Below are 22,900 nucleotides of genomic sequence, written 5' to 3' on the forward strand. Positions count from 1 at the left end.
ATAACAAATCGCTTTTCTTACTTTTATAAACACAAATAAAACTTGATTTTTCATCCTATGTATTCCAAAATTATTGCCGGAACGATGACCTGGGGGAGCTGGGGCAACAATTTAACTTCATCGCAAATATCACGCCTAATAGAAGAATGTGTAAGTGAAGGTGTTTTCACATTTGATCACGCTGACATTTATGGAGGTTATACAACTGAAGAAATATTTGGAGAAGCTTTCACAAAAAGTAATATCAAAAGAGATGCAGTTCAATTTATTTCAAAATGCGGTATTCAATACCTGAGTGATACTCGAAACAACAAAGTTAAACACTATGAATATTCTAAGAATTACATCATATGGAGCGCTGAAGAATCCATAAAAAAGCTAAAAACCGATTATCTAGACCTTTTCCTGCTCCATCGACCTAGTCCATTAATGCGTGCTGAAGAAATAGCAGAAGCTATTTATCAGTTAAAACAAAACGGTAAAATTTTACATTTTGGTGTTTCAAACTTTTCACCTCTCCAAACGGATCTTATTGGGAAATATACCAAAGTTGAAGTAAACCAAATAGAATGTTCACTCACACATTATCATCCAATATGGGATGGTAATTTAGACTACATGAATGTAAAAAATATTCAACCCATGGCTTGGAGGCCATTAGGCACCTATTTCAAGGAAGAAAATCAACAAACCCTACGCATAAAACAACAACTATTTACACTTCAAAATAAATACAACGCTACCGAAAACCAACTATTGCTCTCATGGCTTTTACAACATCCTTCAGGAATAATTCCAGTAGTAGGAACCACGCAAATTAAACGCATAAAAGAATTAATGGCGGCCACTTCCATTCAATGGGAAACCGAAGATTGGTTTTCAGTTCTGGTTGCAAGTCAAGGCCATAAAGTACCTTAAAAAAAACACTTATGAAAGATTTAAAAACCGCCCTCATCACAGGAGCATCAAGTGGTATTGGAGCTGCTACAGCAAGGCTTTTAGCTCAGAAGGATATCCAATTGATCCTCTGCGGAAGACGCCAAGAACGTTTACATGAATTGCAGCAAGAACTTTCCTCTAAAACCAATGTCCAAACTTTAGTTTTTGATGTTCGAAATAGGGAGGAGGTGCTAAAATCCATACAATCACTACCAGAATCATTTTCTAAAATAGACATCCTAATTAATAATGCAGGGAATGCTCATGGACTTGACCCCATTCAAAATGGGAATTGGGAGGACTGGGATAACATGATTGATGGAAACGTAAAAGGACTTCTTTATGTTTCTCAAGCTGTCATTCCCGGAATGACGAATCGAAATAGTGGACAAATCATAAATATTGGATCAATTGCCGCCAAAGAAGTTTATACCAATGGAAACGTTTATTGCGCCAGCAAGCATGCTGTAGATGCAATTACTAAAGGTATGCGAATAGATTTAAATCCCCATGGAATAAGGGTAGGCGCCATACACCCTGGAATGGTACTAACAGAATTTAGTGAGGTCCGTTTTAAAGGAGACAAATCTAGAGCCGAAAATGTATATAAAGGTTTTGATCCTTTACTTGCCAAGGACATAGCAGAAATCATTGACTTTATGATTTCAAGACCTTCACATGTTACTATTGGTGATATAGTCGTACTACCAACAGCTCAAGCCTCAAGTACAGTACTCCATAAGAAATCAATATAACACACCATGATTAACAAACGCTTACTCATAAAAAACCTACTTGCTCATAACGATGAAAATAGTTTTTATGATAAAAAGCGCTTTTTGAATTTGAATGAAAAAGAAGGAAAAGCTAAATTCTTAAAACATGTTTGTGCTTTAGCTAATTCCAACCCTGCCAATAATTCATTTATTGTTGTTGGTGTTGAAGATGAAGACAATAAAATAGCAGGAGTTGACTTTTTCGATGATAGCAAAATCCAAAATTTAGTCAATGCATATCTTCAAAATCCTCCTCTAATTGCCTATGAAAATGTATACTTTCCAAACCTACCTGAAGGAAAAGTCATTGGTCTTATCACCATACGATCTACTGGAAAAATATGTTCACTTCGCAAAAACATATGGAAATACTATGGAGGTGCTATTTTCTTCCGAGAAGGAAGTATCAGTATGCCTAAAGACTTTGATATATATATAAGAGACAATAACTCTGATACCGTAGCAGAGATTGAAAAACAAGCAAGCAACAATATTGAACATACTCTTGATGGAGTAGTTGATTTTTTAAACAATCGTCATAAAGATCTTGATGCCAATTACAAAGTATTTAAGGAACAATTCGTTGTTTGCTGGGCAGGAAACCCAAAAAAAAATAATGGGAAGATCTATTATTCCCGTGTAGACATTGAACTTATAAACGAACAAGTTCGTTTATTTTATTCGGCATTAGATGAGGTTGAAATCTCTATGAATGAAAATTCCTTCACTACTACCGAATATGTTCAACTAGGTCTTAATAATAGTACTCAATATTATCCCTTGGAAACTGTCACTATTACCTTTTACGACAATGGTACATATAAAATTGACAGCACACTAATTTTTGAGCCCCCCCAATATGATAAAAAGACTCTCCATCATATCTATAATACCAATAACACACTGTTGGAAAAAATAAAAAAGAACCTAACTCTTAATAAGCACGATTTAAATGATTTAAAAGACCTTCCGGCAACTTACCTTTTATGTTATCTAAATGGTTTTGAAGAAGCCAAAGAAAAACTAGAAGAACATCGATGGCTCATAAAAGAATACAACCCTTCTATTTATATTTCCCTTAAAGAATCCTTACGTATATTGCGAAAAGTAAAATACAACTCTTAATGCGAACTCTTGTTATAGGTGACATTCATGGAGCTTACCTCCCTTTAATGCAAGCACTCGATCGTGCTCGCATTAGTCCTCTAGACACCTTAATCTTCTTAGGTGATTATGTCGATGGATGGAGTCAATCTCCAGAAGTAATCGAATATCTCATCAACTTAAGATCATCATACAATTGTATTTTTTTGAGGGGCAACCATGACGATTTATGTCTTAATTGGTTAAACACACAACAACATAATTCATTATGGTTAAAAAACGGAGGACAAAGCACAATTGAAGCCTACAAAAGAATCACTCAACCAACATTACAACATCATCAATCTTTTCTCGAGACATTACCTTCATACCATTTAGACTCGGAGAACCGTTTATTTGTTCATGCAGGTTTCACTAATCTTAATGGTGTAAACTTTGAATATTTCCCTGAAATGCTCTATTGGGATCGCACACTTTGGGAAATGGCTATGGCACTTAATCCGAGAATGTCACCAAAAGATCCAGCCTACCCCAAACGATTGCTAATATATAATGAAATATTTATTGGTCACACCCCAACTACTCGTATGGGTATTACCATTCCCATGAATGCAGCAAATGTATGGAATATAGATACCGGGGCAGCATATAAAGGTCCTGTAACTGTCATGAATGTTGAAACCAAAGAATTTTGGCAAAGTGATGATGCATACACTTTTTATCCAAATGAAAATGGAAGAAACTAACTAAAAAAAGCGGCTAATCACCGCTTTTTTTTATTGACTTTTACAGATCAAATTTGATTCCTTGAGCTAAAGGTAGATCCGCCGTATAATTAATCGTATTCGTTTGACGACGCATATATATTTTCCAAGCATCACTACCACTTTCACGTCCTCCTCCAGTTTCTTTTTCTCCGCCAAAAGCACCTCCAATTTCAGCACCAGATGTTCCTATATTCACATTAGCTATTCCACAATCACTTCCTCCATGCGAAAGAAAACGCTCCGCCTCTCTTAGATTAGTAGTCATTATAGCGGACGAAAGACCTTGCACAACGCCATTTTGTAACTCGATTGCATTTTCTAATTCACCACTATACTTTAACAAATAAAGTATTGGAGCGAAAGTCTCATGTTGGACAATTTGAAAATGATTTTCAGCCTCAGCAATTGCTGGTTTTACATAGCAGCCACTTTCATATCCTTCCCCTGTAAGCAACCCTCCTTCAACCAATAATTTTCCACCTTCTTCAACCACTTTATTCAATGCTGTTTCATACATCCCTACTGCTGCTGTATCAATAAGAGGTCCTACATGATTATTTTGATCAAGTGGATTTCCAATGCGCAATTGTCCATATGCCGCAACTAAAGCCTCTTTAACTTGATCGTATATACTTTCATGGATAATTAATCGGCGTGTTGAGGTACAACGTTGTCCTGCAGTACCGACAGCTCCAAATACCGCACCTATAACAGTCATTTTTATATCAGCACTAGGAGTCACGATAATAGCATTATTACCACCTAACTCCAACAATGATTTACCTAAACGCGCAGCAACAGCTTGTGCTACAGTTTTACCCATTCGAGTCGAACCCGTAGCTGATATTAAAGGTACACGATTATCATTAGTCATCCATTCACCTACCTGATAATCCCCATTTATTAGACAAGAGATTCCTTCTGGTAGATTGTTATCTTTAATTACTTCTGCGATTATATTTTGACACGCTATTCCACATAATGGTGTTTTTTCTGAAGGCTTCCAAACGCAAACATCTCCACATATCCATGCTAATGCAGTATTCCAACTCCATACTGCTACAGGGAAATTAAATGCAGAAATTATTCCAACTATACCCAGAGGATGGTATTGCTCATACATTCGATGGCCAGGTCGTTCCGAATGCATAGTAAGTCCATGTAATTGTCTTGACAAACCAACTGCAAAATCACAGATATCAATCATTTCCTGAACTTCACCCAAACCTTCCTGATAACTTTTCCCCATCTCATAAGAAACAAGTTTTCCTAGAGGTTCCTTATATTTTCTTAATTTTTCTCCGAATTGACGGACAATCTCTCCTCGTTTAGGAGCCGGCAACATTCTCCATGAGACAAAGGCCTCCTGAGCAGTTGCAATCACCTTGTCATATTCTTGCGGAGTTGTTGTAGTAACTTTTGCTATTAAAGCGCCATCAACTGGAGAGTGAGATATAATTTCTGACCCTCCTTGATACCATTGAGTACCAGTAGAGGTTCCTTTATTTATGGAGCTAACTCCCAATAATTGTAACGCTTCTTTGATTCCGAAATCTATCATTATTTGTGACATTTTGTGCTTTTTTGGTGTTTTTTGTTACATTTTGGCGAATATACAAATTATTCATGGTATTAAAGTTGATAAATCCGTTCTAAACTAAATACATCAATTCTTAAACATCTCCTATGAAAAAAATTATTGCCATATTATTAATTGCTACAGGTGTACTAGCTGGTTACACAGGTTTAGAAAAATTAAATAAAAGCGAAACCGGCTTTAAAATAGGCGAACTTGAAATTAAAGCTCAAGACAGTGGGGCTAAAAATACTGGGTACGCTTATTTAGGAATTGCAATTATTTGCATCATTGGTGGAGTTGTAACTGCTTCACGAAAGTAATTTTGTAGTTAATGATCAATAAATCTATCATCACATGGCATTACATTCCCGCAGTGAGAACAACTACGCCTCTCTAGAGATGAATAAAAATCTTTGAAATGAGGTAAAAAATCTTTCTCTATATTTTGAAGTTCAAAATATACCTCATGAAGTTTCTCATTGCATTGATCACAGTACCACACTAATCCATCGGTAAATCCTTTACCAGCACGTACTCGTTCAATTACTAGACCAATTGAATCCTGCCCTCGTTCTGGGGAATGAGGTATTTTGGCAGGATGTAAGTACATATCTCCAGGACCTAACTCCAACGTATGTTTACTACCGTCTACTTGAATATGAATCTTTATATGTCCTTCTAACTGATAAAACAGTTCCTCAGTTTCATTATAATGATAATCCTTTCTAGCATTAGGACCCGCCACCACCATTACTATAAAATCATCTGCTTGATGGTAAAGATTTTTATTTCCCACAGGTGGTTTTAAAATAGCTCTATTCTGATCTAACCACTTATGTAGATTAAACGGCTTTTGAATTTCCATAAATACAATTTTACTGTTAAAGATACTTATTTCTAATTAATCACAACCTCTTACACTCTTATAGATCTTGATTCACCAAAATTTCATTATTTTTAGTTCGATTTCAATTTAATTCTAAAGAACCAAATGAAAAAATCAGTCCTTATTCTATGTATTTTCTCTTTTTTAATAAGCTGTGACAACAAAACTACTGACAAAAAAGAAGCAATAGTTAAGCCTCAAAATGCCGAGAACAATCAACCTAACTTTGGAATTGTTATACACGGGGGAGCAGGAACCATTCTCAAGAAAAACATGACCCCTGAACTAGAAGCAGAATATAAGAAAGTACTAGAAGAGGCCATTCGTACTGGACATGAAATCTTAAAAAATGGAGGCAGTAGTCTCGACGCCGTGGAAAAGACGATTAATGTCATGGAAGACTCGCCATTGTTTAATGCTGGTAAAGGCGCCGTATTTACCAATGATGGGAAAAATGAGTTAGATGCCTCAATCATGGATGGTAAAACTTTAAATGCTGGAGCTGTTGCCAGCGTAACCACCGTGAAAAACCCAATTAATTTGGCAAGGGCTATTATGGAAAAATCTGAACATGTAATGCTTGTAAAGGAAGGTGCGGAATTTTTCGCCAAACAAAACGGAATAGCACTCGTAGATCCTTCCTACTTTTACACTGAAAACCGAATGAAGTCATTGTTAAAGGCCAAAGAACGTGAAAAGATTGAACTTGATCATGACGATAAAACATCATTTTATGACTCTACTATTAAAGATTCTAAATTTGGAACAGTGGGCTGTGTTGCCTTAGATATGTATGGCAATTTAGCTGCTGGAACATCCACTGGAGGGATGACCAATAAAAAATGGGGCCGCGTTGGAGATGCGCCTATTATTGGTGCTGGCACCTATGCCAATAACAATACTTGTGCTGTATCCGCAACCGGTTGGGGGGAGTATTTCATTCGTTCTGTTGTTGCCTATGATATTTCTGCATTAATGGAATATAAAGGCCTATCACTTCAACAAGCTGCGCAAGAAGTAATACAAAATAAAGTAACTAAATTGGGGGGAGATGGAGGAATTGTAGCAATTGACAAAGAAGGTAATATTTCTATGGAATTTAATACGGCTGGAATGTATCGCGCCCACATGAACAAGGAGGGAAAGTTACGTATTGGCATTTATAAAGAGAATGAATAATGAAACAAACCAAATGAATACACCTTATTACGCTGTAATTTTTACATCAATTAAAAATGAACAATCAATAGGTTACCAAGAAATGGCGCAGCAAATGTGGGTATTAGCACAGGAGCAACCTGGGTTCCTTGGAGTGGAATCGGCAAGAAATGAATTAGGTATTACGGTAAGTTACTGGAAAGACCTTCCATCTATTGCCAAATGGAAGCAAAACTCCGATCACATGTTAGCTCAACAGTTTGGTCGTGATAAATGGTATTCACACTACAAAGTCCGCATATGCCTAGTAGAACGAGAATATGAATTTACATCATAATTATCTTGATTTTTAATCCATAGAAACCAAGCATGGATGAATTTATATTTGGCCGACTTTCAACCATTTCAATTGTAGGAAGGATATACTGTCAAACTACGAATATCCACTTTGTCACCAAAAAGGCGATTAAGACCTAAATAACCATATTCACACATTCGCTTTAAATGAACCATATGTAATTTATAAAGAGTACATACCTAAGCATGGTTTTACGAACAATAAATTCCTCCAAAAAAATGAAATAAAATACAGATGTATAAAGATAAAGTCTAAGGTATTAGCGCTCAAATAGCTCATTGTTTGATTACAAAACACCCTAATTGTCTTTTAAGCAATTATCCTGACAATTTGGTTTTCATATAAAGAATCATTCAACTTTTTTAACATGCACAAATTGCCAAACAAACCTTAAACAAGCATATTATCCGTCTAACATTACTAAACTTATTTAGTCAAATGCCCAGGTTGTATATGGCTTCTTACTTAACTGGGAGTTGTAATACTTAATATCTCCAGTAACTTCTTCCCCAATCCAGTTTGGTTTTTCAAAAAATTCATCTTCCGATTTAAGTTCAATCTCAGCAACAACTAAACCTTCATTGGCTCCCTTAAATACATCAACCTCATACAGATGATCCCCAATCTCTACTTCAAATCGAACTTTATCAATTACTCCCGGTTCGCACAACGCCAATAATGATTCCGCTTCCTCAATAGTAATTTCACGTTCCCATTCGAAACGACTTAATCCACTTTCATTTGAAATCCCTTTAATTGTCAAAAATGCAGAGTTACCTTTTATACGTATACGTACCGTTCGTTCAGGGTTAGTATTAAGAAACCCTTGTACAATCCTTGTATTTGAATGCGCCAATTCTTTAAAGGTATCTTGTGTTACTAAAAATTTACGTTCTATTTCTATCATTAAAAAACGTTTCAAATATCAGTTCCTTTTAAGAACTTTGTAAAGTTAGCTGAAACAGATGAATATTGTAACTTCACATCGCAAAATCATTCATATTGATATGGATGCATTTTTTGCTTCTGTTGAACAATTGGATAATCCCGAACTACGAGGGATACCAGTGGCTGTTGGTGGCAGTGAAAAGCGAGGTGTTGTAGCTGCGGCAAGTTATGAAGCACGTAAGTACGGAGTAAAAAGTGCTATGAGCAGCTATATAGCTAAGAAAAAATGCCCCGAACTTATATTTGTCAAGCCTCGTTTTGATAGATATAAAGAAATTTCCGAGAGTATTCAGAAAATTTTCTATGATTATACAGATTTAGTGGAACCCCTTTCTTTAGATGAAGCCTATCTTGATGTTACTTACAACAAGAAAGGAAATCCATCAGCCTCTGAGATAGCAAAAGAAATTCGCAATCGCATTTACCTCAATACTGGCCTTACTGCATCAGCAGGAATCTCAATTAACAAATTCATCGCAAAAATTGCAAGTGACTATAACAAACCCAACGGTCAAAAAACCGTAAAACCTAAAGAAGTTGAATCCTTTCTTGAAGCGCTTGACATTAGAAAATTTTATGGTATAGGAAAAGTTACTACAGAGAAAATGTATCTCTTAGGAATTTTTACCGGCAAAGATTTAAAAACAAAATCCAGAGAGTTTTTAGAATATCATTTTGGCAATAGTGGAAGTCACTACTATCAAATTGTTCGGGGTTTTCATAACAGTCCAGTAAAACCAGAACGAATCCCAAAGTCAGTGGGAGCCGAACACACCTTTTTGGAGAATCTAAGTAGCGAAGTTTTCCTCAAAGAGCGCCTAGATAATATTTCACAGGAGTTAGAAACTCGTTTGAAAAAAAATAAACTGGCTGGAAAAACAATTACTTTAAAAATTAAGTACAGTGATTTCACCTTACAAACACGTAGTAAAACACTACCATACTTTATTAGTGATAAAAGTCTAATTCTAGAAATTGCAACAGAGTTATTGTATCAAGAAAAACTTTTTAACTCTGTTCGCTTAGTAGGTATCTCACTTTCTAATCTCAATATAGGTTCAAAAAAAAACACCTCCATTAATAAGACAATTTCAGTTCAACTATCTTTTGATTTCTAACCCAAGTGGAATACAATAGAAATACTAAAGTTTGATTATCTTCGCCATAAACAGCTATTTCGTATGAAAAATGTATTGGTAATTGAAGACGAACAAAATGTGGCTGCCTTTATAAAAAAAGGGCTAAATGAAGCTGGATACCACGTGTTTATTGCGTATGACGGAGATACTGGCTTGGATTTGATCCAACAAAAACAGATTGATTTTATTCTACTAGATGTTATTCTGCCTGGCAAGAATGGGGTGGAGATTGCAAAAGAAATCCGATCTCGAGGCCATAGCGAAACTCCTATTCTTATGCTTACCGCGTTAGGAACTACTGACAATATAGTGAATGGCCTTGATGCTGGTGCTGATGACTATCTTATCAAGCCATTTAAATTTAAAGAATTATTAGCTCGATTGCGAGCCTTAGAACGTAGAAAAAATTTCACCGTAAGTCCACAAGCGAAGCTTAAAATTGCAAATCTTGAACTAGATACAGATGCTAAAGTTGTAAAACGTGATAAAGATGAGATTAAGCTAACCTCAACTGAATATCGTCTTTTGGAGTACTTTATGAAAAACCCAAACAAAGTCTTATCCCGAATTGAAATTCTTGAGAGTGTTTGGGATATTGGTTTTGATATAGGAACTAATGTTGTAGATGTCTACGTGAATTATCTTCGCAATAAAATTGACAAAGAATACAGCCCGAAACTCATACAAACAGTTATAGGCATGGGTTATATTTTAAAAGAAGACTATGAAAATACGTGATAAAATAGCTTTTAGCTTTACGTTTATAACGGCCATGCTTCTTATGACCGTATTTACCATTATTTACTTTTTTACTGATCGGTATACACAAAGTGAGTTTTACCTACGTTTAAGCCAGCGTGGGACTATAGCTGCTCAAACACACTTAGAAAACGATTCATCCAACATCAACATATATAACGAAATACGTAGAGAGCATTTAAAAACACTTCCAAATGAAAAAGAAATCATTGTTGTGGCCTCGGCTCCATACCATACTATACATACGGACAGCAGCGCTAAACCATTACCTGATTGGTTTTTTAAAGAATTAAAAGAAAAGGAACATGCCCAGATTAAAATAAAAGATATTTATTACTACGCTCTTCTTTACCACGATGAAACCGGTGATTTCATAGTCCTAATGTCTGCCGAAGATCTTTATGGGCAGTTAAAAATGAAAAATCTAAGAAACACTCTATGGATAATCTTCATTATTAGCCTAGGAATGTCGTACCTCTTAGGAAGGTTTTATGCAAAAGAAATCATGATGCCCATTTCTAACATTACGCAACGAGTGAATGATATAAGCGCAACAAATCTACACTTGAGATTGGACATTAAAAATAAAAAAGATGAATTAGGACAACTAGCAAGTACATTTAATACAATGCTGGACAGACTTGAAACATCTTTTGAAATACAGAGCAACTTTATAAGCAATGCGTCGCATGAATTAAAAAATCCACTCACCGCAATTCTTGGAGAAATAGAGATAAGCCAAAATAAAGAACGTACTGCAGATGAGTATAAGACCTCTTTAAATAAAATTGAAGTAGAAGCAGCGAGACTCGACGTTTTAATAAGCAGTTTATTAAAGCTAGCTCAAACAGAATTTGATAATAAAGGACTAATCATTGAACCCATCCGGATTGATGAATTATTACTAAGTGTTAAACAAAATTTCAACAATATTCATCCTGAAAATAATATTGTATTTGACTTTTCTTTACTTCCAGAAAACCCAGATGCGCTTATCATTCAGGGTAATAAAAGTCTTTTAAGCATTGCTTTCTCCAATGTATTAGACAATGCGGGGAAATTTTCAGGCAATCAAAAGGTAATCATTAAGATAGAAACCACTTCTAAAACAGTTCAAATTACAATAACAGATATGGGAATGGGCATCCCTAAAGATGAACTTAAAAACATTTTTGAACCTTTTTATCGTGCCACTAATGTACGTGGAGTTAAAGGTTTTGGAGTTGGACTTCCACTAACCTATCGAATTGTAAAACTCCATTCAGGACAACTTCAAATAGATTCTGATGTTGAAAAAGGCACTGTGGTTAAATTTTCGTTTCCCAATCAAGAACAGCATATTACTATTCTTAGATAGGAAAAATCTTCATGCATTTTTAATTACATTCATCCTGATTTTGTTAAGTTCCAGTTAAATATGGAAGTTCTAATCCCATTCTAATTCTTCTCTTATCGGTTTCTTATTCCATGGTAGTAATCTTGCAACGTGAAAAATAACACCTATCACTACATGTGATTAGTGTAACACCTAAAAAACCGCTATGAAGAATAATTTAAAATCGTATCTAGCCTACGCTAAAAATGACATCCCATCAAGTATTGTCGTTTTCTTAGTTGCTCTACCTCTATGCCTTGGTATAGCCTTGGCTTCAGGAGCACCTCTTTTCTCTGGCCTTATTGCAGGAATTGTTGGAGGAATTGTTATCGGATTTCTAAGTAAATCTCATTTGAGTGTAAGTGGTCCAGCTGCTGGACTTGTAGTTATTGTGCTTAATGCCGTAGAAACACTGGGAACTTATGAAGCCTTTTTGCTTGCTGTAGTTCTTGCTGGATTTATCCAATTACTTCTAGGATATATAAAGGCTGGAATCATTGGCCTTTACTTCCCTTCATCTGTAATAAAAGGTATGCTTGCAGCCATTGGTCTAATTCTTATACTAAAACAAACGCCCTACCTTATTGGTTTTGATGCTGATGCTTTTGGAAGTTTAGAATTTATGCAACTTGACGGATCGAATACTATGAGTGATTTTTTTGAAGCTTTTAATCACATTCATCTTATAAGTTTAGCAATTGGATTATTTTCTCTAATCCTATTAAGGACTTGGGAGGCATCATTTATTAAGCAGAATGCATTCCTAAGAAGAATTCCAGGAGGTATCATTGTAGTGGTATTAGCAATAGTAATCAATCAAATTATAAATTCAATTGCACCTGGAATAGCAGTTACTGGTAACCAAATGGTAAACCTTCCTATTATTTCAGAAATGGATTCCCTAGGAGATGTTTTTATATTTCCTGATTTTACAGCATTAAGTAATATCAATTTATACATTACAGCTTTCACATTAGCCATTGTAGCAAGTTTAGAAACACTTCTCAGTGTCGAGGCCATCGACAAATTGGATCCTGAAAAACGTCGAACACCACAAAATGCGGAATTGAAGGCTCAAGGAGTTGGAAATATTGTATCTGGGCTAATTGGTGGTCTTCCAATTACCGCCGTAATTGTACGTAGTTCCGCGAATTTAGATTCTGGTGCTAAATCAAAAATGTCGGCCGTATACCACGGTATCCTATTAATTCTAGCAGTTGCTATTTTTCCTAAAGTAATGAATCTTATACCGCTTTCTGCTTTGGCTGCTATATTAATTATGGTTGGCTATAAACTTACCAAGCCAGCTCTTTACAAAGCACAACTAAAACTTGGTAGAGACCGCTTTATACCATTTGTTACTACTGTAGTTGCTATACTTTTCACAGACCTACTAATTGGAATATTAATTGGTATGGCAGTAGGTGTATTCTATATACTTCGTGCAAATTATAAAGTACCATATTTCTATAATGAAGAAAAAAAGGATGAAGATGGTCAGCGTCAAATACGAATTGAGCTAAGCGAGCATGTATCTTTCCTAAACAAAGCAAGCTTACAACTTACCTTAGAACATTTGCCAGAAAAAAGTGAAGTCATAATTGATGGAAGCTTATCTAAAGAAATTGACTATGATGCTCTTGAATTGATATACAACTTTAAAATGACAGCCCCAGACAGGGATATTAAATGTGTAATTGTAAATCTCCCACATATATCTTCCAACGGAATAAAACGTATGTCCAACACCAAGGTAACATACAAAGCAAAGAAAGGGCCAATTTCTGCTTAATCTCTTAAGGGGAGGCGAACGTTGTTTTGGTTAGCACCCATTCGCCTCTTCCTTTCTTTAAATTAAACACTCTGCTTTTATGAAAATAGTTCTCATTCCTTTAGAAAATATCACAAAAGACGAACAATTTGTTAACACCACTATTGACATGTTTAACAAGTGTAATTTACAAGTAATCCTTTTACTCATAAATCGTCTCCCAGAAAATTCAACTGAATTAAAGGTAGCTGCACTTCGGAACCTCTTAATGGAAGAAACCCAAATAAAGTTAAACTTCTTCGCAAAGAAAATCATTAATCAAAACACTGAAATTAAAGAATTTAACATCAAGACAGTTATAGCATTCGGAAACAAACTAGACGTCATAAAAGAATACTCCCAAAAATACAATGTAGATATAATCGCATTAAAAAATAAAAAACCTTCCTGGATAAATAAAATACTTTCTGTTCAACATTCTAAAGATTTTGAACAGAAATTTGCATCTACTGTGGTAACTATCAGCTCTTAATTTACCATTTCTTAACATTTCCTTGGGGTATCTCGGTAACCTCAGTAACCAAAAGATTAGTAATTTTGTTGTATTCTTGCCCTTTTTCCTAGAAAAAGGAAGCTTTTTTATTTACATAATTGGATTATATGACGCAAAGACTGAGAAAAATTTTTATCACTCCATTTGAAAAATTCCTAAAAGTAGAAAGCCTTAGTGGTCTCCTACTTTTTGGCGCAACTATCATAAGTCTCCTTTGGGCAAATTCTACTTGGGGGGACACCTACAAAGAATTATGGGAAATACCTTTAGGATTTCAATTTCATAATTTTGAACTTACCAAACCGCTAATACTATGGATAAACGATGGACTTATGGCCATCTTTTTCTTCTTAATAGGTCTAGAGATTAAACGCGAAGTCCTTCTTGGAGAACTTAACACCTTAAAAAAAGCTTCACTACCTATTTTTGCTGCTTTAGGTGGAATTATTATACCGGTATTACTATTCCTAGTACTTAACCCTTCAGGCGAGACTTCTAAGGGATGGGGGATTCCTATGGCTACTGACATAGCATTCACATTAGCTATATTAAACCTACTAGGTAATCGAGTACCTTTAAGCCTAAAAATCTTCCTTACCGCTTTTGCTATTGTTGATGACATCGGCGCTGTACTGACAATAGCGGTTTTTTATAGTACTAATATTGCCTGGGATTTAATTGGATATTCTTTCCTTTTATTAGCCTTCCTATTTATTTTAACCAAGCGAGGATATTACAATAGATTCCTGTATTTAGGAATTGGAAGCATTATATGGTTACTTTTCCTAAAATCTGGAATTCACCCAACCATTGCAGGTATTCTAATTGCATTTACTATACCTGTAAAACAAAGAGGAACTGTATTAGATAATTCAGAAGAGCTAAAAGACATAGTTGATCAACTCAGTGAGACAAAGCCAACTTCTAAACCAATATTGGTTGATGAGCAAATTTCATTAATAGAAGACCTAGAAGATTGGACCAAGAAAGTACAATCACCTTTACAAAATCTTGAGCACAAGTTGCACAGCTGGATAGCCTATTTTATAATACCTGTTTTTGCATTATCCAATGCTGGTGTTGCTATAAGCGCTGATAATGAATTACACACTGGATTATCCTTAAGCATCATTATTGCCTTAATATTTGGAAAATCTATAGGTGTTGTAATATTATCATGGATAGGAGTAAAAACCGGTTTAGCTTCTTTACCAGCAGGAGTGAATTTTAATCAGATAATTGGAATTGGGTTTTTAGCAGGAGTTGGATTTACCATGTCAATTTTTATTGCGAATTTAGCCTTTGAAGGAAATACAATTCTTATTGACTCTTCAAAAGTTGGAATTCTTGTTGGTTCCCTTATATCAGGATTTATAGGATACTTAATCCTTAGATTTCAATCTAAAAAAACTATCACTACACAGGCGTAACTAAAGCTCTACAGAATACAAAAAATCCGAAGTAATTACTTCGGATTTTTTATTTCTTCTATATTAATGTTAGTTACTTAAAGTTACATGTTGTAATTTCAGTTACCCGTAATGTATTAACCATTCCTTTATCTTGAATAGGCATTGCAGCCAAACTTATCATCATATCTCCTACACTTACAAATCCCTTTTCGCAAGCCATTCGATTAACATCCTCAATTGTTTCATCTGTGCTCACATACCGGTCATAATAAAATGCCTTTACTCCCCACAATAAATTTAATTGCGTCAATATACGCTTATTTGAAGTAAATACAAGAATATGAGCCTTAGGTCTCCAGGCAGAAATTTGAAATGCTGTATAACCACTATTGGTCAGTGTTGATATAACTTTAGCATCAATCTCATTAGCCATTAAGGATGCATGATAACATATAGATTTTGTGATATATCGTTTTGTACGAATATGAGGTGGTTCTTGTGGAACTTTGATTAAAGAAGAGTGCTCAACACTCTCAATAATACTAGCCATACGCTCTATTACCTGTATAGGGTATGCACCAACTGAAGTCTCTCCTGATAGCATTACGGCATCTGCTCCGTCCATTACTGAGTTAGCAACATCATTAACTTCAGCACGGGTTGGAGTCAAGCTTGTAATCATGCTCTCCATCATCTGGGTAGCAATAATAACTGGTATTCGAGATTGTTTTGCCTTTAAAACAAGTTTTTTCTGAATAAGTGGAACTTCATGTGCAGGGACCTCTACACCTAGATCACCTCTAGCTACCATTAAACCGTCACAATAAGCTACTATCTTATCAATATTTTCTACCGCCTCTGGTTTTTCAATCTTAGCAATAATTGGAATCTTATGATCAGAATGTTTTTCTATTAACTCACGAAGATCTTGCAAATCTTGCCCATGACGAACAAATGATAACGCGATCCAGTCAACTTCTTGACTAATTGCAAAAATAGCATCCTCAATATCCTTTTTTGTTAGTGCTGGAAGAGACACATTAGTGTTGGGTAAGTTCACCCCCTTTTTAGATTTTAACGGACCACCTTGTATCACCTTTGCTTTGACTTCGTTTTTACGGTTAGTCGAAATCACCTCAAAAATGAGTTTACCATCATCCAATAATACTCGTTCACCAGCATTGACATCTTTAGGAAATTCTTTGTAGTTCATATACACACGCTCCCTGGTGCCCTCAAAAGGTTTTCCAGTTACGAATGTTATTTCGTCACCTTTTTCTACAACTACTTCTCCACTCATCACACCTACTCGAAGTTTAGGACCTTGTAAGTCGGCTAATATAGCTGTGTTGTAACCCAGTTCCTCACTCAAAGAACGTATCATTTTAATACGTTCGGAAACCCCTTCATAATCTGCATGGGAAAAATTAATCCTGAAAACGTCTACTCCAGCCTCCATCATACCTTTGAGCACTTCTCTGGTACTGGTAGCTGGCCCCAATGTAGCTACTATTTTTGTTTTTTTTCTGTTAGGCATTATTAAAAAATTAAGTTGTTTTTAGATTTTAGTTGGTGCGGATCCACTTCATAGGCAGTAACAACTCCTGAAACTTTCATCAATTCTTCAATTAATGAAGAACAAGTAAAGAATTGGTCAATGTTATTAATCTTAATGAAGTAATCTACTTTTTTCATCTCTGGAACCAAATAGGCCTTTAGTAAGCCCTGTTCTGCAAAAAGTGATTGAGCATTTTTTGCCACATCCTCCCTTACTGCGATATTAGCAACGAGATACCATGTATGTTCCATATGTTTATCTTCCCATTCATAAACATTAAATCGATGTTGCTGATGATTTTCAACCACAATGGAACTATGAGAAAAATGAGTAGCTATAGCGGCGTTGATCTGGTACGCAAGCCGATAATCTTCTTCCTGACTATGAATGGCAATCAATGCAAAAGCAGCATCGCCAACATCCTCCAATAGCTTGTAAATAGCCATACACCTGGTTTCAAAGAAGTGTAAAGATAAGGCATAAACCTCAAAAAAAAGAGGGTTTAACGTATTGTTTACGAATTATTTATAACGAAAACGTTTTAGTTTGAAAAAGAATTATTTTTGAGCATCAATCTTGTTCTGGAGCTTGAAATAAGCACGCTTAGCTGCACGTTCCTCGGCCTTCTTTTTAGAGGTCGCTCTTGCCTTTGCGGCAATCTTACCATCTATAAATAACTTTACTGCAAAGTGTTTAATTAGCTCATTACCGCTGTCATCATATACTTCAAACAAAAAAGTCTTTTTCTCCTTCTGAGCCCATTCTATTAACAAGCTTTTATAGCTTAAAATTTTACCTTCAAGCTTTTCAATATCAACATAAGGTTTAATAACTTTCTTTTGCACAAAACGTTCACAAAACATATAACCTCTATCTAAAAATATTGCACCGACTAAAGCCTCAAATACATTTCCGTGAATATTTTCTCCAAAATGCTCTTTAGGAATTTTACTATCCACCAAATGGATAAGCCCAAGATCTTTACCAAGCTCGTTAAGATGCTCTCTACTCACAACCTTAGAACGCATTTTAGTAAGATAGCCTTCATCTCCTGAAGGCACTTGGTTAAATAAGTGATTTGAGATAATAGAACCCAGCATAGCATCTCCTAAAAATTCCAAACGCTCATAGTTTACTGGATTACCTTTGGCATCCTTTTTATTAATAGACCGATGCGTAAAAGCTTTTTTATAGATTTCTAAATCCTTAGGCGCAAACCCAATAATTCCTTTTAAACGCATAAAAAAATTCCCGTCATCAGCTGAGCGGGAATGTAGTATTTTATGAATAAGCCCCATAGGGAAATAAGTCTAATTTAATTTTCTGAACAGGACACAAGCATTATGCCCACCAAAACCAAAAGTATTGCTAATTGCGACTTTAACATCACGCTTTTGAGCCCTATTGAAAGTAAAATTCAATTTAGGATCAATATTCTCATCAAAAGTTTCATGATTGATTGTAGGCGGTACAACTCCATGCTCAATTGCCAATATTGAGGCAATGGCTTCAATAGCTCCAGCCGCACCTAATAAATGCCCAGTCATTGACTTAGTGGAATTAATATTAATTTTGTACGCGTGTTCTCCAAAGACATTAACAATAGCCTTAGACTCAGCCACATCACCTAATGGAGTTGAAGTACCATGCATATTAATGGCATCAACTTCCTCTGGTGACACACCAGCATCTTTTAAACAATTCAACATTACTTGACGCGCTCCCAAACCTTCTGGATGTGGAGCAGTCATATGGTAAGCATCTGCTGAAAGACCACCACCTGCCAATTCACAGTATATCTTAGCACCACGCGCTATTGCGTGGTCGTAATCTTCCAATATAATAGCTCCAGCACCTTCGCCCAAAACAAACCCATCACGGTTGGCATCAAACGGCCTTGAAGCAGTTTTAGGATCATCATTACGGGTGGATAGTGCATGCATAGCGTTAAATCCTCCCATTCCAGCAGCAGTAACTGCCGCCTCGGATCCTCCGGTTACCACCACATCAGCGTAACCCAAGCGAATGTAATTAAGCGCATCAATCATAGCGTTAGCTGATGACGCGCATGCAGAAACAGTTGTAAAGTTTGGTCCTCTAAATCCATACTTCATAGAAATAACCCCCGGTGCTATATCGGCAATCATTTTAGGTATAAAGAAAGGATTAAAACGAGGTGTTCCATCACCTGAACCGAAATTGAGAACTTCATCTTGAAATGTCTCTAGACCACCAATACCGGCACCCCAAATAACACCTACACGATCCTTATCAAGTTTTTCTACATCCAATTTTGAATCAACTATAGCTTCATCTGAAGCTACTACAGCATATTGAGCAAACTTATCGAGTTTTCTAGCCTCTTTTCTGTCAATGAAATCAGTAACGTTGAAGTTTTTAATTTCACATGCAAATTGTGTTTTAAATTTGGAAGCATCAAAATGCGTGATGGGAGCTGCTCCGCTCACACCATTTTTTAACCCTTCCCAGTATTCTTGTATAGTGTTCCCAATAGGGGTTAATGCTCCTAAACCAGTGACAACAACGCGCCTTAGTTTCATGCTATGATAGTTAGTGTTATGTAAAAAAACAAATTACACTTCAAGAGAATGCGTACCGTGGTACGCATTCTAAAAAGTGTATTTTCAGTATCGTTTGTGCTTATTTTGCTGATTCAATATATTGAATTGCTTGACCTACAGTGGCAATGTTTTCAGCCTGATCGTCAGGGATTTGAATATCGAATTCTTTCTCAAATTCCATGATCAACTCTACAGTGTCTAATGAGTCTGCGCCTAAATCGTTAGTGAAGCTTGCTTCTGCTACTACTTCATTCTCGTCTACACCTAATTTGTCTACGATAATCGCCTTTACTCTTGATGCAATGTCTGACATAATCTTTAGTTTTTAAAATTTAAATTGTTGGCAAAAATAAAAAACTTTGGGTTAATACAACGCAATAGTTAAAAAATGTCTCCTAATTTACTAAAAAAATCAATCTCCCTATTTATTTTGCCTTCGGTTTCTGAATTATTATTCCTTTTTTTGCACCCTAAATCTTGTTCTTTTATGAAACGTCTAGTCATTTTTGCTTCTGGGTCTGGTACTAACGCCGAAAACATTGTCAATTATTTTCGTAAAAATAACCAAGCCGAAACCGTCTTAATCCTTTCGAATAAGCAAGATGCCAAAGTACTGGATCGTGCAACAAAACTAGAAATTCCATCTGTATACTTTACTAGAACAGATCTTTATAACAACGATAAAGTCCTACAATTGCTTCTTGACGCCAAGCCTGATCTTATTATTTTAGCTGGCTTTTTATGGCGATTTCCAGAAGAAATTTTAAGAAATTATCCGAATAAAGTAATAAATATTCACCCGGCTTTATTGCCAAAATACGGAGGAAAAGGTATGTATGGAATGCATGTTCATGAATCAGTAGTTGAAAATAACGAAACTGAAACAGGCATAACAATCCACTACGTTAATGAACATTATGATGAAGGAGCTATTATTTTTCAAGCCTCCACACCTATAAATACATCTGACACCCCATTAACAGTGGCCAATAAAGTACATCAATTAGAATATGAATTTTTTCCAAAAATAATTTCCCAGTTAATAAATGAATAATCCACATGTACATATTTTTACCGATGGTGCCGCTAGAGGAAACCCTGGACCAGGCGGGTATGGTATTGTTATGGAATGGGTTGGAACTCCCTACAAAAAAGAATTCTCAGAGGGATACAAATACACAACCAATAATCGCATGGAATTACTTGCGGTTATTGTAGCGCTAAAAAAATTAAAGATACCGAATGTAAATGTTACTGTATTTACAGACTCGAAATATGTATCTGACGCTGTTCAAAAAGGGTGGGTTTTTAAATGGGAACGAACCTATTTCACTGGAAAGAAAAATAGTGACCTTTGGATTTCCTTCCTTAAAGAATATCGAAAACATAGAGTAAACATACAATGGGTAAAAGGACACAACAACCATCCCCAAAACGAGCGATGTGACTTTTTGGCTGTCGAAGCGTCCAAAAAACCAAAACTACTTATCGACAAAGGATTCGAACAAAACAACTCCCTGTAATGACAGTTATCTACTAAATTTTAGGTATCTTTGTAAGGATAACTTCCCTCGGATATCATGAGTTACGGTGTTAGGATTTTATTATACCTTTCTTTTCTTCTCCCATTGTCAATTTGGAGTCAAGAAAACAATTGGGAATTAAAAAAAATGCGAAATGGTATTCAAGTATACACGCGGACTATACCCAATTCAACTAACAAAGAGTACAAAGCAGTAGTAACAGTCAAATCTTCCATGGAAAAAGCAGTTACAACACTTTTGGATGGCAACAATTTGTACGAGTGGAATCATCAAACTCCTGAAAGCAAAACTATCAGAAAAATCAACGAACATACTGTTGTTATTTGGATGAAAAACCAAACACCTTGGCCAATCCCCAACAGAGACCATATTGCTAGATTAGAAGCGGAATACCTTAATAATTATACCGTAAAAATAAGCATTACTCCAGAAAAACAATTTTTGATTCCAACTAGTAAAAATGTAATACGTATGGAGGATTTCAAAGGCTTCTGGCTTGTTGTGGATCATGGAAATCAACTTATTATTACACAACAACTTTATGGAGATGCCGGAGGAAATCTTCCCGATTGGTTAGTAAATAGTGCTCTAACTACAGCTCCTTACAACACCTTACTCAATCTTAAAAACAAGCTTGAAACCACTCCATAATCACCATTTTATCTATCTTTCAACACTATTGCTTGAATTTTTTTTATGTAAATTTGCAAAAAAATAGAACGCCCGAGATGAGCAAATTATTGATTGTAGGCACTGTAGCTTTTGACGCTATTGAAACTCCTTTTGGAAAAACTGATAAAATTTTAGGTGGAGCCGGCACCTATATAGGATTGGCAGCGTCACAATTCAATGTAGATTCAGCTATTGTATCAGTAGTAGGAGAAGACTTTCCTCAGGCATATCTTGATATGCTTGCATCAAAAAAAATTGATGTCTCAGGCATTGAAATAGTAAATGGGGGAAAGACTTTTTTCTGGAGTGGAAAATATCATAATGATTTAAATACCCGAGACACCTTAGATACCCAACTTAATGTATTGGCAGATTTCAATCCTGTAGTTCCTAAAAATTATATAGACGCAGAAGTTTTAATGCTCGGTAACCTTCATCCCTCAATACAATTAAGTGTTATTGAACAGATGGTGAAACGTCCAAAATTAATTGTTCTTGACACTATGAACTTCTGGATGAATCACACTTGGGATGAACTATTAGAAGTTATAGCTAAAGTTGACATCATTACCATTAATGATGAAGAGGCAAGACAACTCACTGGAGAATATTCATTACTTAAGGCTGCTCAAAAAATCCATTCTATGGGACCAACTAATGTGGTTATCAAAAAAGGAGAACACGGAGCTTTATTATTTCATAATGACAATGTCTTTTTTGCTCCAGCCCTTCCACTTGAAGAAGTTTTTGACCCAACAGGAGCAGGAGACACATTTGCTGGAGGCCTCGTTGGATACCTTACAAAAACAAATGATTTTTCCTTTGAAAACATGAAAAATGGTATTATTTACGGATCTAATCTCGCCTCTTTTTGTGTTGAAAAATTTGGAACAGAGCGTATGGAAGATCTCAGCAAAGAGGCTATTCAAAAACGCTTACAACAATTCAGACAATTAACTCAATTTGAAATAGAAATTGCATAATAATTGCTGCCTGGAAATTTCCGGGCTTTTTTTATAC

At 35.6% G+C, this 22,900-nt stretch carries 25 protein-coding genes; 17 read left to right on the forward strand and 8 right to left on the reverse strand.

Annotated elements, in window-relative coordinates:
• Positions 1–57: 57 nt before the first annotated feature.
• From PT603_RS10805 to PT603_RS10820, 4 genes are read left to right on the forward strand one after another with little or no spacing between them, the layout of a single operon-like run.
• On the forward strand, positions 58–918 hold the full coding sequence (locus tag PT603_RS10805) for an aldo/keto reductase (protein WP_008236591.1): 861 nt from the start codon (positions 58–60) through the stop codon (positions 916–918).
• An 11-nt stretch (positions 919–929) separates the two neighbouring features.
• Positions 930–1,694 (forward strand): SDR family NAD(P)-dependent oxidoreductase, encoded by a 765-nt coding sequence (locus tag PT603_RS10810; protein WP_008236590.1) that lies wholly within the window; start codon positions 930–932, stop codon positions 1,692–1,694.
• Between the two features lie 6 nt (positions 1,695–1,700).
• The gene (locus tag PT603_RS10815) at positions 1,701–2,840 is read left to right on the forward strand and encodes an ATP-binding protein (protein ID WP_008236589.1); all 1,140 of its coding nucleotides are present in this window, start codon (positions 1,701–1,703) and stop codon (positions 2,838–2,840) included.
• Positions 2,840–3,565, forward strand: coding sequence for a metallophosphoesterase family protein (locus PT603_RS10820; protein WP_008236588.1), 726 nt, complete (start codon positions 2,840–2,842; stop codon positions 3,563–3,565). Before PT603_RS10815 ends, PT603_RS10820 begins: the two co-directional genes overlap by 1 nt.
• A 40-nt stretch (positions 3,566–3,605) precedes the next feature.
• Here the strand turns inward: PT603_RS10820 and amaB are convergent, their stop codons facing one another.
• The gene (gene amaB / locus PT603_RS10825; protein WP_008236587.1) at positions 3,606–5,159 is read right to left on the reverse strand and encodes an L-piperidine-6-carboxylate dehydrogenase; all 1,554 of its coding nucleotides are present in this window, start codon (positions 5,157–5,159) and stop codon (positions 3,606–3,608) included.
• 113 nt (positions 5,160–5,272) lie between these two features.
• Between amaB and PT603_RS10830 the strand changes: the two genes are divergently transcribed.
• On the forward strand, positions 5,273–5,485 hold the full coding sequence (locus PT603_RS10830) for a hypothetical protein (protein WP_008236586.1): 213 nt from the start codon (positions 5,273–5,275) through the stop codon (positions 5,483–5,485).
• A gap of 8 nt (positions 5,486–5,493) precedes the next feature.
• On the opposite strand, the gene PT603_RS10835 is transcribed toward PT603_RS10830, so the two are convergent.
• The gene (locus PT603_RS10835; RefSeq protein WP_008236584.1) at positions 5,494–6,030 is read right to left on the reverse strand and encodes a 3-hydroxyanthranilate 3,4-dioxygenase; all 537 of its coding nucleotides are present in this window, start codon (positions 6,028–6,030) and stop codon (positions 5,494–5,496) included.
• A gap of 126 nt (positions 6,031–6,156) precedes the next feature.
• Here PT603_RS10835 and PT603_RS10840 point away from each other — a divergent pair, with 126 nt between their 5' ends.
• Both PT603_RS10840 and PT603_RS10845 read left to right on the forward strand, forming a co-directional pair.
• Positions 6,157–7,230, forward strand: a complete 1,074-nt coding sequence (locus tag PT603_RS10840; protein ID WP_008236582.1) for an isoaspartyl peptidase/L-asparaginase family protein — start codon at positions 6,157–6,159, stop codon at positions 7,228–7,230.
• A gap of 13 nt (positions 7,231–7,243) precedes the next feature.
• A complete protein-coding gene (locus PT603_RS10845; RefSeq protein WP_155805479.1) occupies positions 7,244–7,546 on the forward strand; it encodes an antibiotic biosynthesis monooxygenase family protein in 303 nt (100 codons plus the stop codon).
• A gap of 451 nt (positions 7,547–7,997) precedes the next feature.
• Here PT603_RS10845 and PT603_RS10850 read toward each other — a convergent pair whose 3' ends face one another.
• Positions 7,998–8,474: a CYTH domain-containing protein gene (locus PT603_RS10850; protein WP_008236576.1), complete on the reverse strand. Its 477-nt coding sequence runs from the start codon at positions 8,472–8,474 to the stop codon at positions 7,998–8,000.
• Positions 8,475–8,532: 58 nt separating this feature from the next.
• Between PT603_RS10850 and dinB the strand changes: the two genes are divergently transcribed.
• From dinB to nhaA, 6 genes are all read left to right on the forward strand, one after another.
• Positions 8,533–9,633: a DNA polymerase IV gene (dinB, locus tag PT603_RS10855; protein WP_008236574.1), complete on the forward strand. Its 1,101-nt coding sequence runs from the start codon at positions 8,533–8,535 to the stop codon at positions 9,631–9,633.
• Between the two features lie 63 nt (positions 9,634–9,696).
• Positions 9,697–10,392 carry a response regulator transcription factor gene (locus tag PT603_RS10860; RefSeq protein WP_008236573.1) on the forward strand — a complete coding sequence of 232 codons (696 nt, stop codon included), beginning with the start codon at positions 9,697–9,699 and terminating at the stop codon, positions 10,390–10,392.
• A complete protein-coding gene (locus PT603_RS10865) occupies positions 10,379–11,770 on the forward strand; it encodes an ATP-binding protein (protein WP_008236572.1) in 1,392 nt (463 codons plus the stop codon). The genes PT603_RS10860 and PT603_RS10865 overlap by 14 nt, the downstream gene beginning before the upstream one ends.
• A gap of 184 nt (positions 11,771–11,954) precedes the next feature.
• The gene (locus tag PT603_RS10870) at positions 11,955–13,580 is read left to right on the forward strand and encodes a SulP family inorganic anion transporter (protein ID WP_008236571.1); all 1,626 of its coding nucleotides are present in this window, start codon (positions 11,955–11,957) and stop codon (positions 13,578–13,580) included.
• 79 nt (positions 13,581–13,659) lie between these two features.
• Positions 13,660–14,091 (forward strand): hypothetical protein, encoded by a 432-nt coding sequence (locus PT603_RS10875; RefSeq protein ID WP_008236570.1) that lies wholly within the window; start codon positions 13,660–13,662, stop codon positions 14,089–14,091.
• Positions 14,092–14,219: 128 nt separating this feature from the next.
• On the forward strand, positions 14,220–15,542 hold the full coding sequence (gene nhaA / locus PT603_RS10880; RefSeq protein WP_008236569.1) for a Na+/H+ antiporter NhaA: 1,323 nt from the start codon (positions 14,220–14,222) through the stop codon (positions 15,540–15,542).
• 73 nt (positions 15,543–15,615) lie between these two features.
• Here the strand turns inward: nhaA and pyk are convergent, their stop codons facing one another.
• The 5 genes from pyk to PT603_RS10905 all read right to left on the reverse strand — a co-directional run bounded on the left by pyk (position 15,616) and on the right by PT603_RS10905 (position 19,977).
• A complete protein-coding gene (pyk, locus tag PT603_RS10885) occupies positions 15,616–17,061 on the reverse strand; it encodes a pyruvate kinase (protein ID WP_008236568.1) in 1,446 nt (481 codons plus the stop codon).
• 2 nt (positions 17,062–17,063) lie between these two features.
• On the reverse strand, positions 17,064–17,528 hold the full coding sequence (locus PT603_RS10890; protein ID WP_008236566.1) for an IPExxxVDY family protein: 465 nt from the start codon (positions 17,526–17,528) through the stop codon (positions 17,064–17,066).
• Positions 17,529–17,639: 111 nt separating this feature from the next.
• Positions 17,640–18,380, reverse strand: a complete 741-nt coding sequence (gene rnc / locus PT603_RS10895; protein ID WP_008236561.1) for a ribonuclease III — start codon at positions 18,378–18,380, stop codon at positions 17,640–17,642.
• 12 nt (positions 18,381–18,392) lie between these two features.
• A complete protein-coding gene (fabF, locus tag PT603_RS10900; RefSeq protein WP_008236560.1) occupies positions 18,393–19,643 on the reverse strand; it encodes a beta-ketoacyl-ACP synthase II in 1,251 nt (416 codons plus the stop codon).
• A 100-nt stretch (positions 19,644–19,743) separates the two neighbouring features.
• Complete coding sequence (locus tag PT603_RS10905) at positions 19,744–19,977, reverse strand: acyl carrier protein (RefSeq protein WP_008236559.1); 234 nt, start codon at positions 19,975–19,977, stop codon at positions 19,744–19,746.
• 174 nt (positions 19,978–20,151) lie between these two features.
• On the opposite strand from PT603_RS10905, the gene purN reads away from it, so the two are divergent.
• The 4 genes from purN (at position 20,152) to PT603_RS10925 (ending at position 22,863) form a co-directional block, all read left to right on the forward strand.
• Entirely contained in the window at positions 20,152–20,718 is a 567-nt protein-coding gene (purN, locus tag PT603_RS10910; RefSeq protein WP_008236558.1) for a phosphoribosylglycinamide formyltransferase, read from the forward strand.
• Entirely contained in the window at positions 20,711–21,187 is a 477-nt protein-coding gene (gene rnhA, locus PT603_RS10915) for a ribonuclease HI (RefSeq protein WP_008236557.1), read from the forward strand. The genes purN and rnhA overlap by 8 nt, the downstream gene beginning before the upstream one ends.
• Before the next feature lie 57 nt (positions 21,188–21,244).
• A complete protein-coding gene (locus PT603_RS10920; RefSeq protein WP_040488499.1) occupies positions 21,245–21,859 on the forward strand; it encodes an START domain-containing protein in 615 nt (204 codons plus the stop codon).
• A 77-nt stretch (positions 21,860–21,936) separates the two neighbouring features.
• Entirely contained in the window at positions 21,937–22,863 is a 927-nt protein-coding gene (locus tag PT603_RS10925; RefSeq protein WP_008236555.1) for a PfkB family carbohydrate kinase, read from the forward strand.
• The last annotated feature ends 37 nt before the right edge of the window (positions 22,864–22,900 follow it).

The sequence above is a fragment of the Imtechella halotolerans genome, from assembly GCF_028743515.2.
Classification (GTDB): domain Bacteria; phylum Bacteroidota; class Bacteroidia; order Flavobacteriales; family Flavobacteriaceae; genus Imtechella; species Imtechella halotolerans.

Bases quoted from the DNA above. Each gene is read 5' to 3' on its own strand.
- PT603_RS10850 (WP_008236576.1), bottom strand. From the start codon at position 8,474: ATGATAGAAATAGAACGTAAATTTTTAGTAACACAAGATACCTTTAAA.
- PT603_RS10870 (WP_008236571.1), top strand. From the start codon at position 11,955: ATGAAGAATAATTTAAAATCGTATCTAGCCTACGCTAAAAATGACATC.
- PT603_RS10925 (WP_008236555.1), top strand. From the start codon at position 21,937: ATGAGCAAATTATTGATTGTAGGCACTGTAGCTTTTGACGCTATTGAA.
- fabF (WP_008236560.1), bottom strand. From the start codon at position 19,643: ATGAAACTAAGGCGCGTTGTTGTCACTGGTTTAGGAGCATTAACCCCT.
- PT603_RS10865 (WP_008236572.1), top strand. From the start codon at position 10,379: ATGAAAATACGTGATAAAATAGCTTTTAGCTTTACGTTTATAACGGCC.
- PT603_RS10805 (WP_008236591.1), top strand. From the start codon at position 58: ATGTATTCCAAAATTATTGCCGGAACGATGACCTGGGGGAGCTGGGGC.
- PT603_RS10810 (WP_008236590.1), top strand. From the start codon at position 930: ATGAAAGATTTAAAAACCGCCCTCATCACAGGAGCATCAAGTGGTATT.
- PT603_RS10835 (WP_008236584.1), bottom strand. From the start codon at position 6,030: ATGGAAATTCAAAAGCCGTTTAATCTACATAAGTGGTTAGATCAGAAT.
- PT603_RS10845 (WP_155805479.1), top strand. From the start codon at position 7,244: ATGAATACACCTTATTACGCTGTAATTTTTACATCAATTAAAAATGAA.
- pyk (WP_008236568.1), bottom strand. From the start codon at position 17,061: ATGCCTAACAGAAAAAAAACAAAAATAGTAGCTACATTGGGGCCAGCT.
- PT603_RS10815 (WP_008236589.1), top strand. From the start codon at position 1,701: ATGATTAACAAACGCTTACTCATAAAAAACCTACTTGCTCATAACGAT.
- rnc (WP_008236561.1), bottom strand. From the start codon at position 18,380: ATGGGGCTTATTCATAAAATACTACATTCCCGCTCAGCTGATGACGGG.
- PT603_RS10820 (WP_008236588.1), top strand. From the start codon at position 2,840: ATGCGAACTCTTGTTATAGGTGACATTCATGGAGCTTACCTCCCTTTA.
- PT603_RS10860 (WP_008236573.1), top strand. From the start codon at position 9,697: ATGAAAAATGTATTGGTAATTGAAGACGAACAAAATGTGGCTGCCTTT.
- PT603_RS10875 (WP_008236570.1), top strand. From the start codon at position 13,660: ATGAAAATAGTTCTCATTCCTTTAGAAAATATCACAAAAGACGAACAA.
- nhaA (WP_008236569.1), top strand. From the start codon at position 14,220: ATGACGCAAAGACTGAGAAAAATTTTTATCACTCCATTTGAAAAATTC.
- amaB (WP_008236587.1), bottom strand. From the start codon at position 5,159: ATGTCACAAATAATGATAGATTTCGGAATCAAAGAAGCGTTACAATTA.
- PT603_RS10890 (WP_008236566.1), bottom strand. From the start codon at position 17,528: ATGGCTATTTACAAGCTATTGGAGGATGTTGGCGATGCTGCTTTTGCA.
- PT603_RS10920 (WP_040488499.1), top strand. From the start codon at position 21,245: ATGAGTTACGGTGTTAGGATTTTATTATACCTTTCTTTTCTTCTCCCA.
- rnhA (WP_008236557.1), top strand. From the start codon at position 20,711: ATGAATAATCCACATGTACATATTTTTACCGATGGTGCCGCTAGAGGA.
- purN (WP_008236558.1), top strand. From the start codon at position 20,152: ATGAAACGTCTAGTCATTTTTGCTTCTGGGTCTGGTACTAACGCCGAA.
- dinB (WP_008236574.1), top strand. From the start codon at position 8,533: ATGAATATTGTAACTTCACATCGCAAAATCATTCATATTGATATGGAT.
- PT603_RS10840 (WP_008236582.1), top strand. From the start codon at position 6,157: ATGAAAAAATCAGTCCTTATTCTATGTATTTTCTCTTTTTTAATAAGC.
- PT603_RS10905 (WP_008236559.1), bottom strand. From the start codon at position 19,977: ATGTCAGACATTGCATCAAGAGTAAAGGCGATTATCGTAGACAAATTA.
- PT603_RS10830 (WP_008236586.1), top strand. From the start codon at position 5,273: ATGAAAAAAATTATTGCCATATTATTAATTGCTACAGGTGTACTAGCT.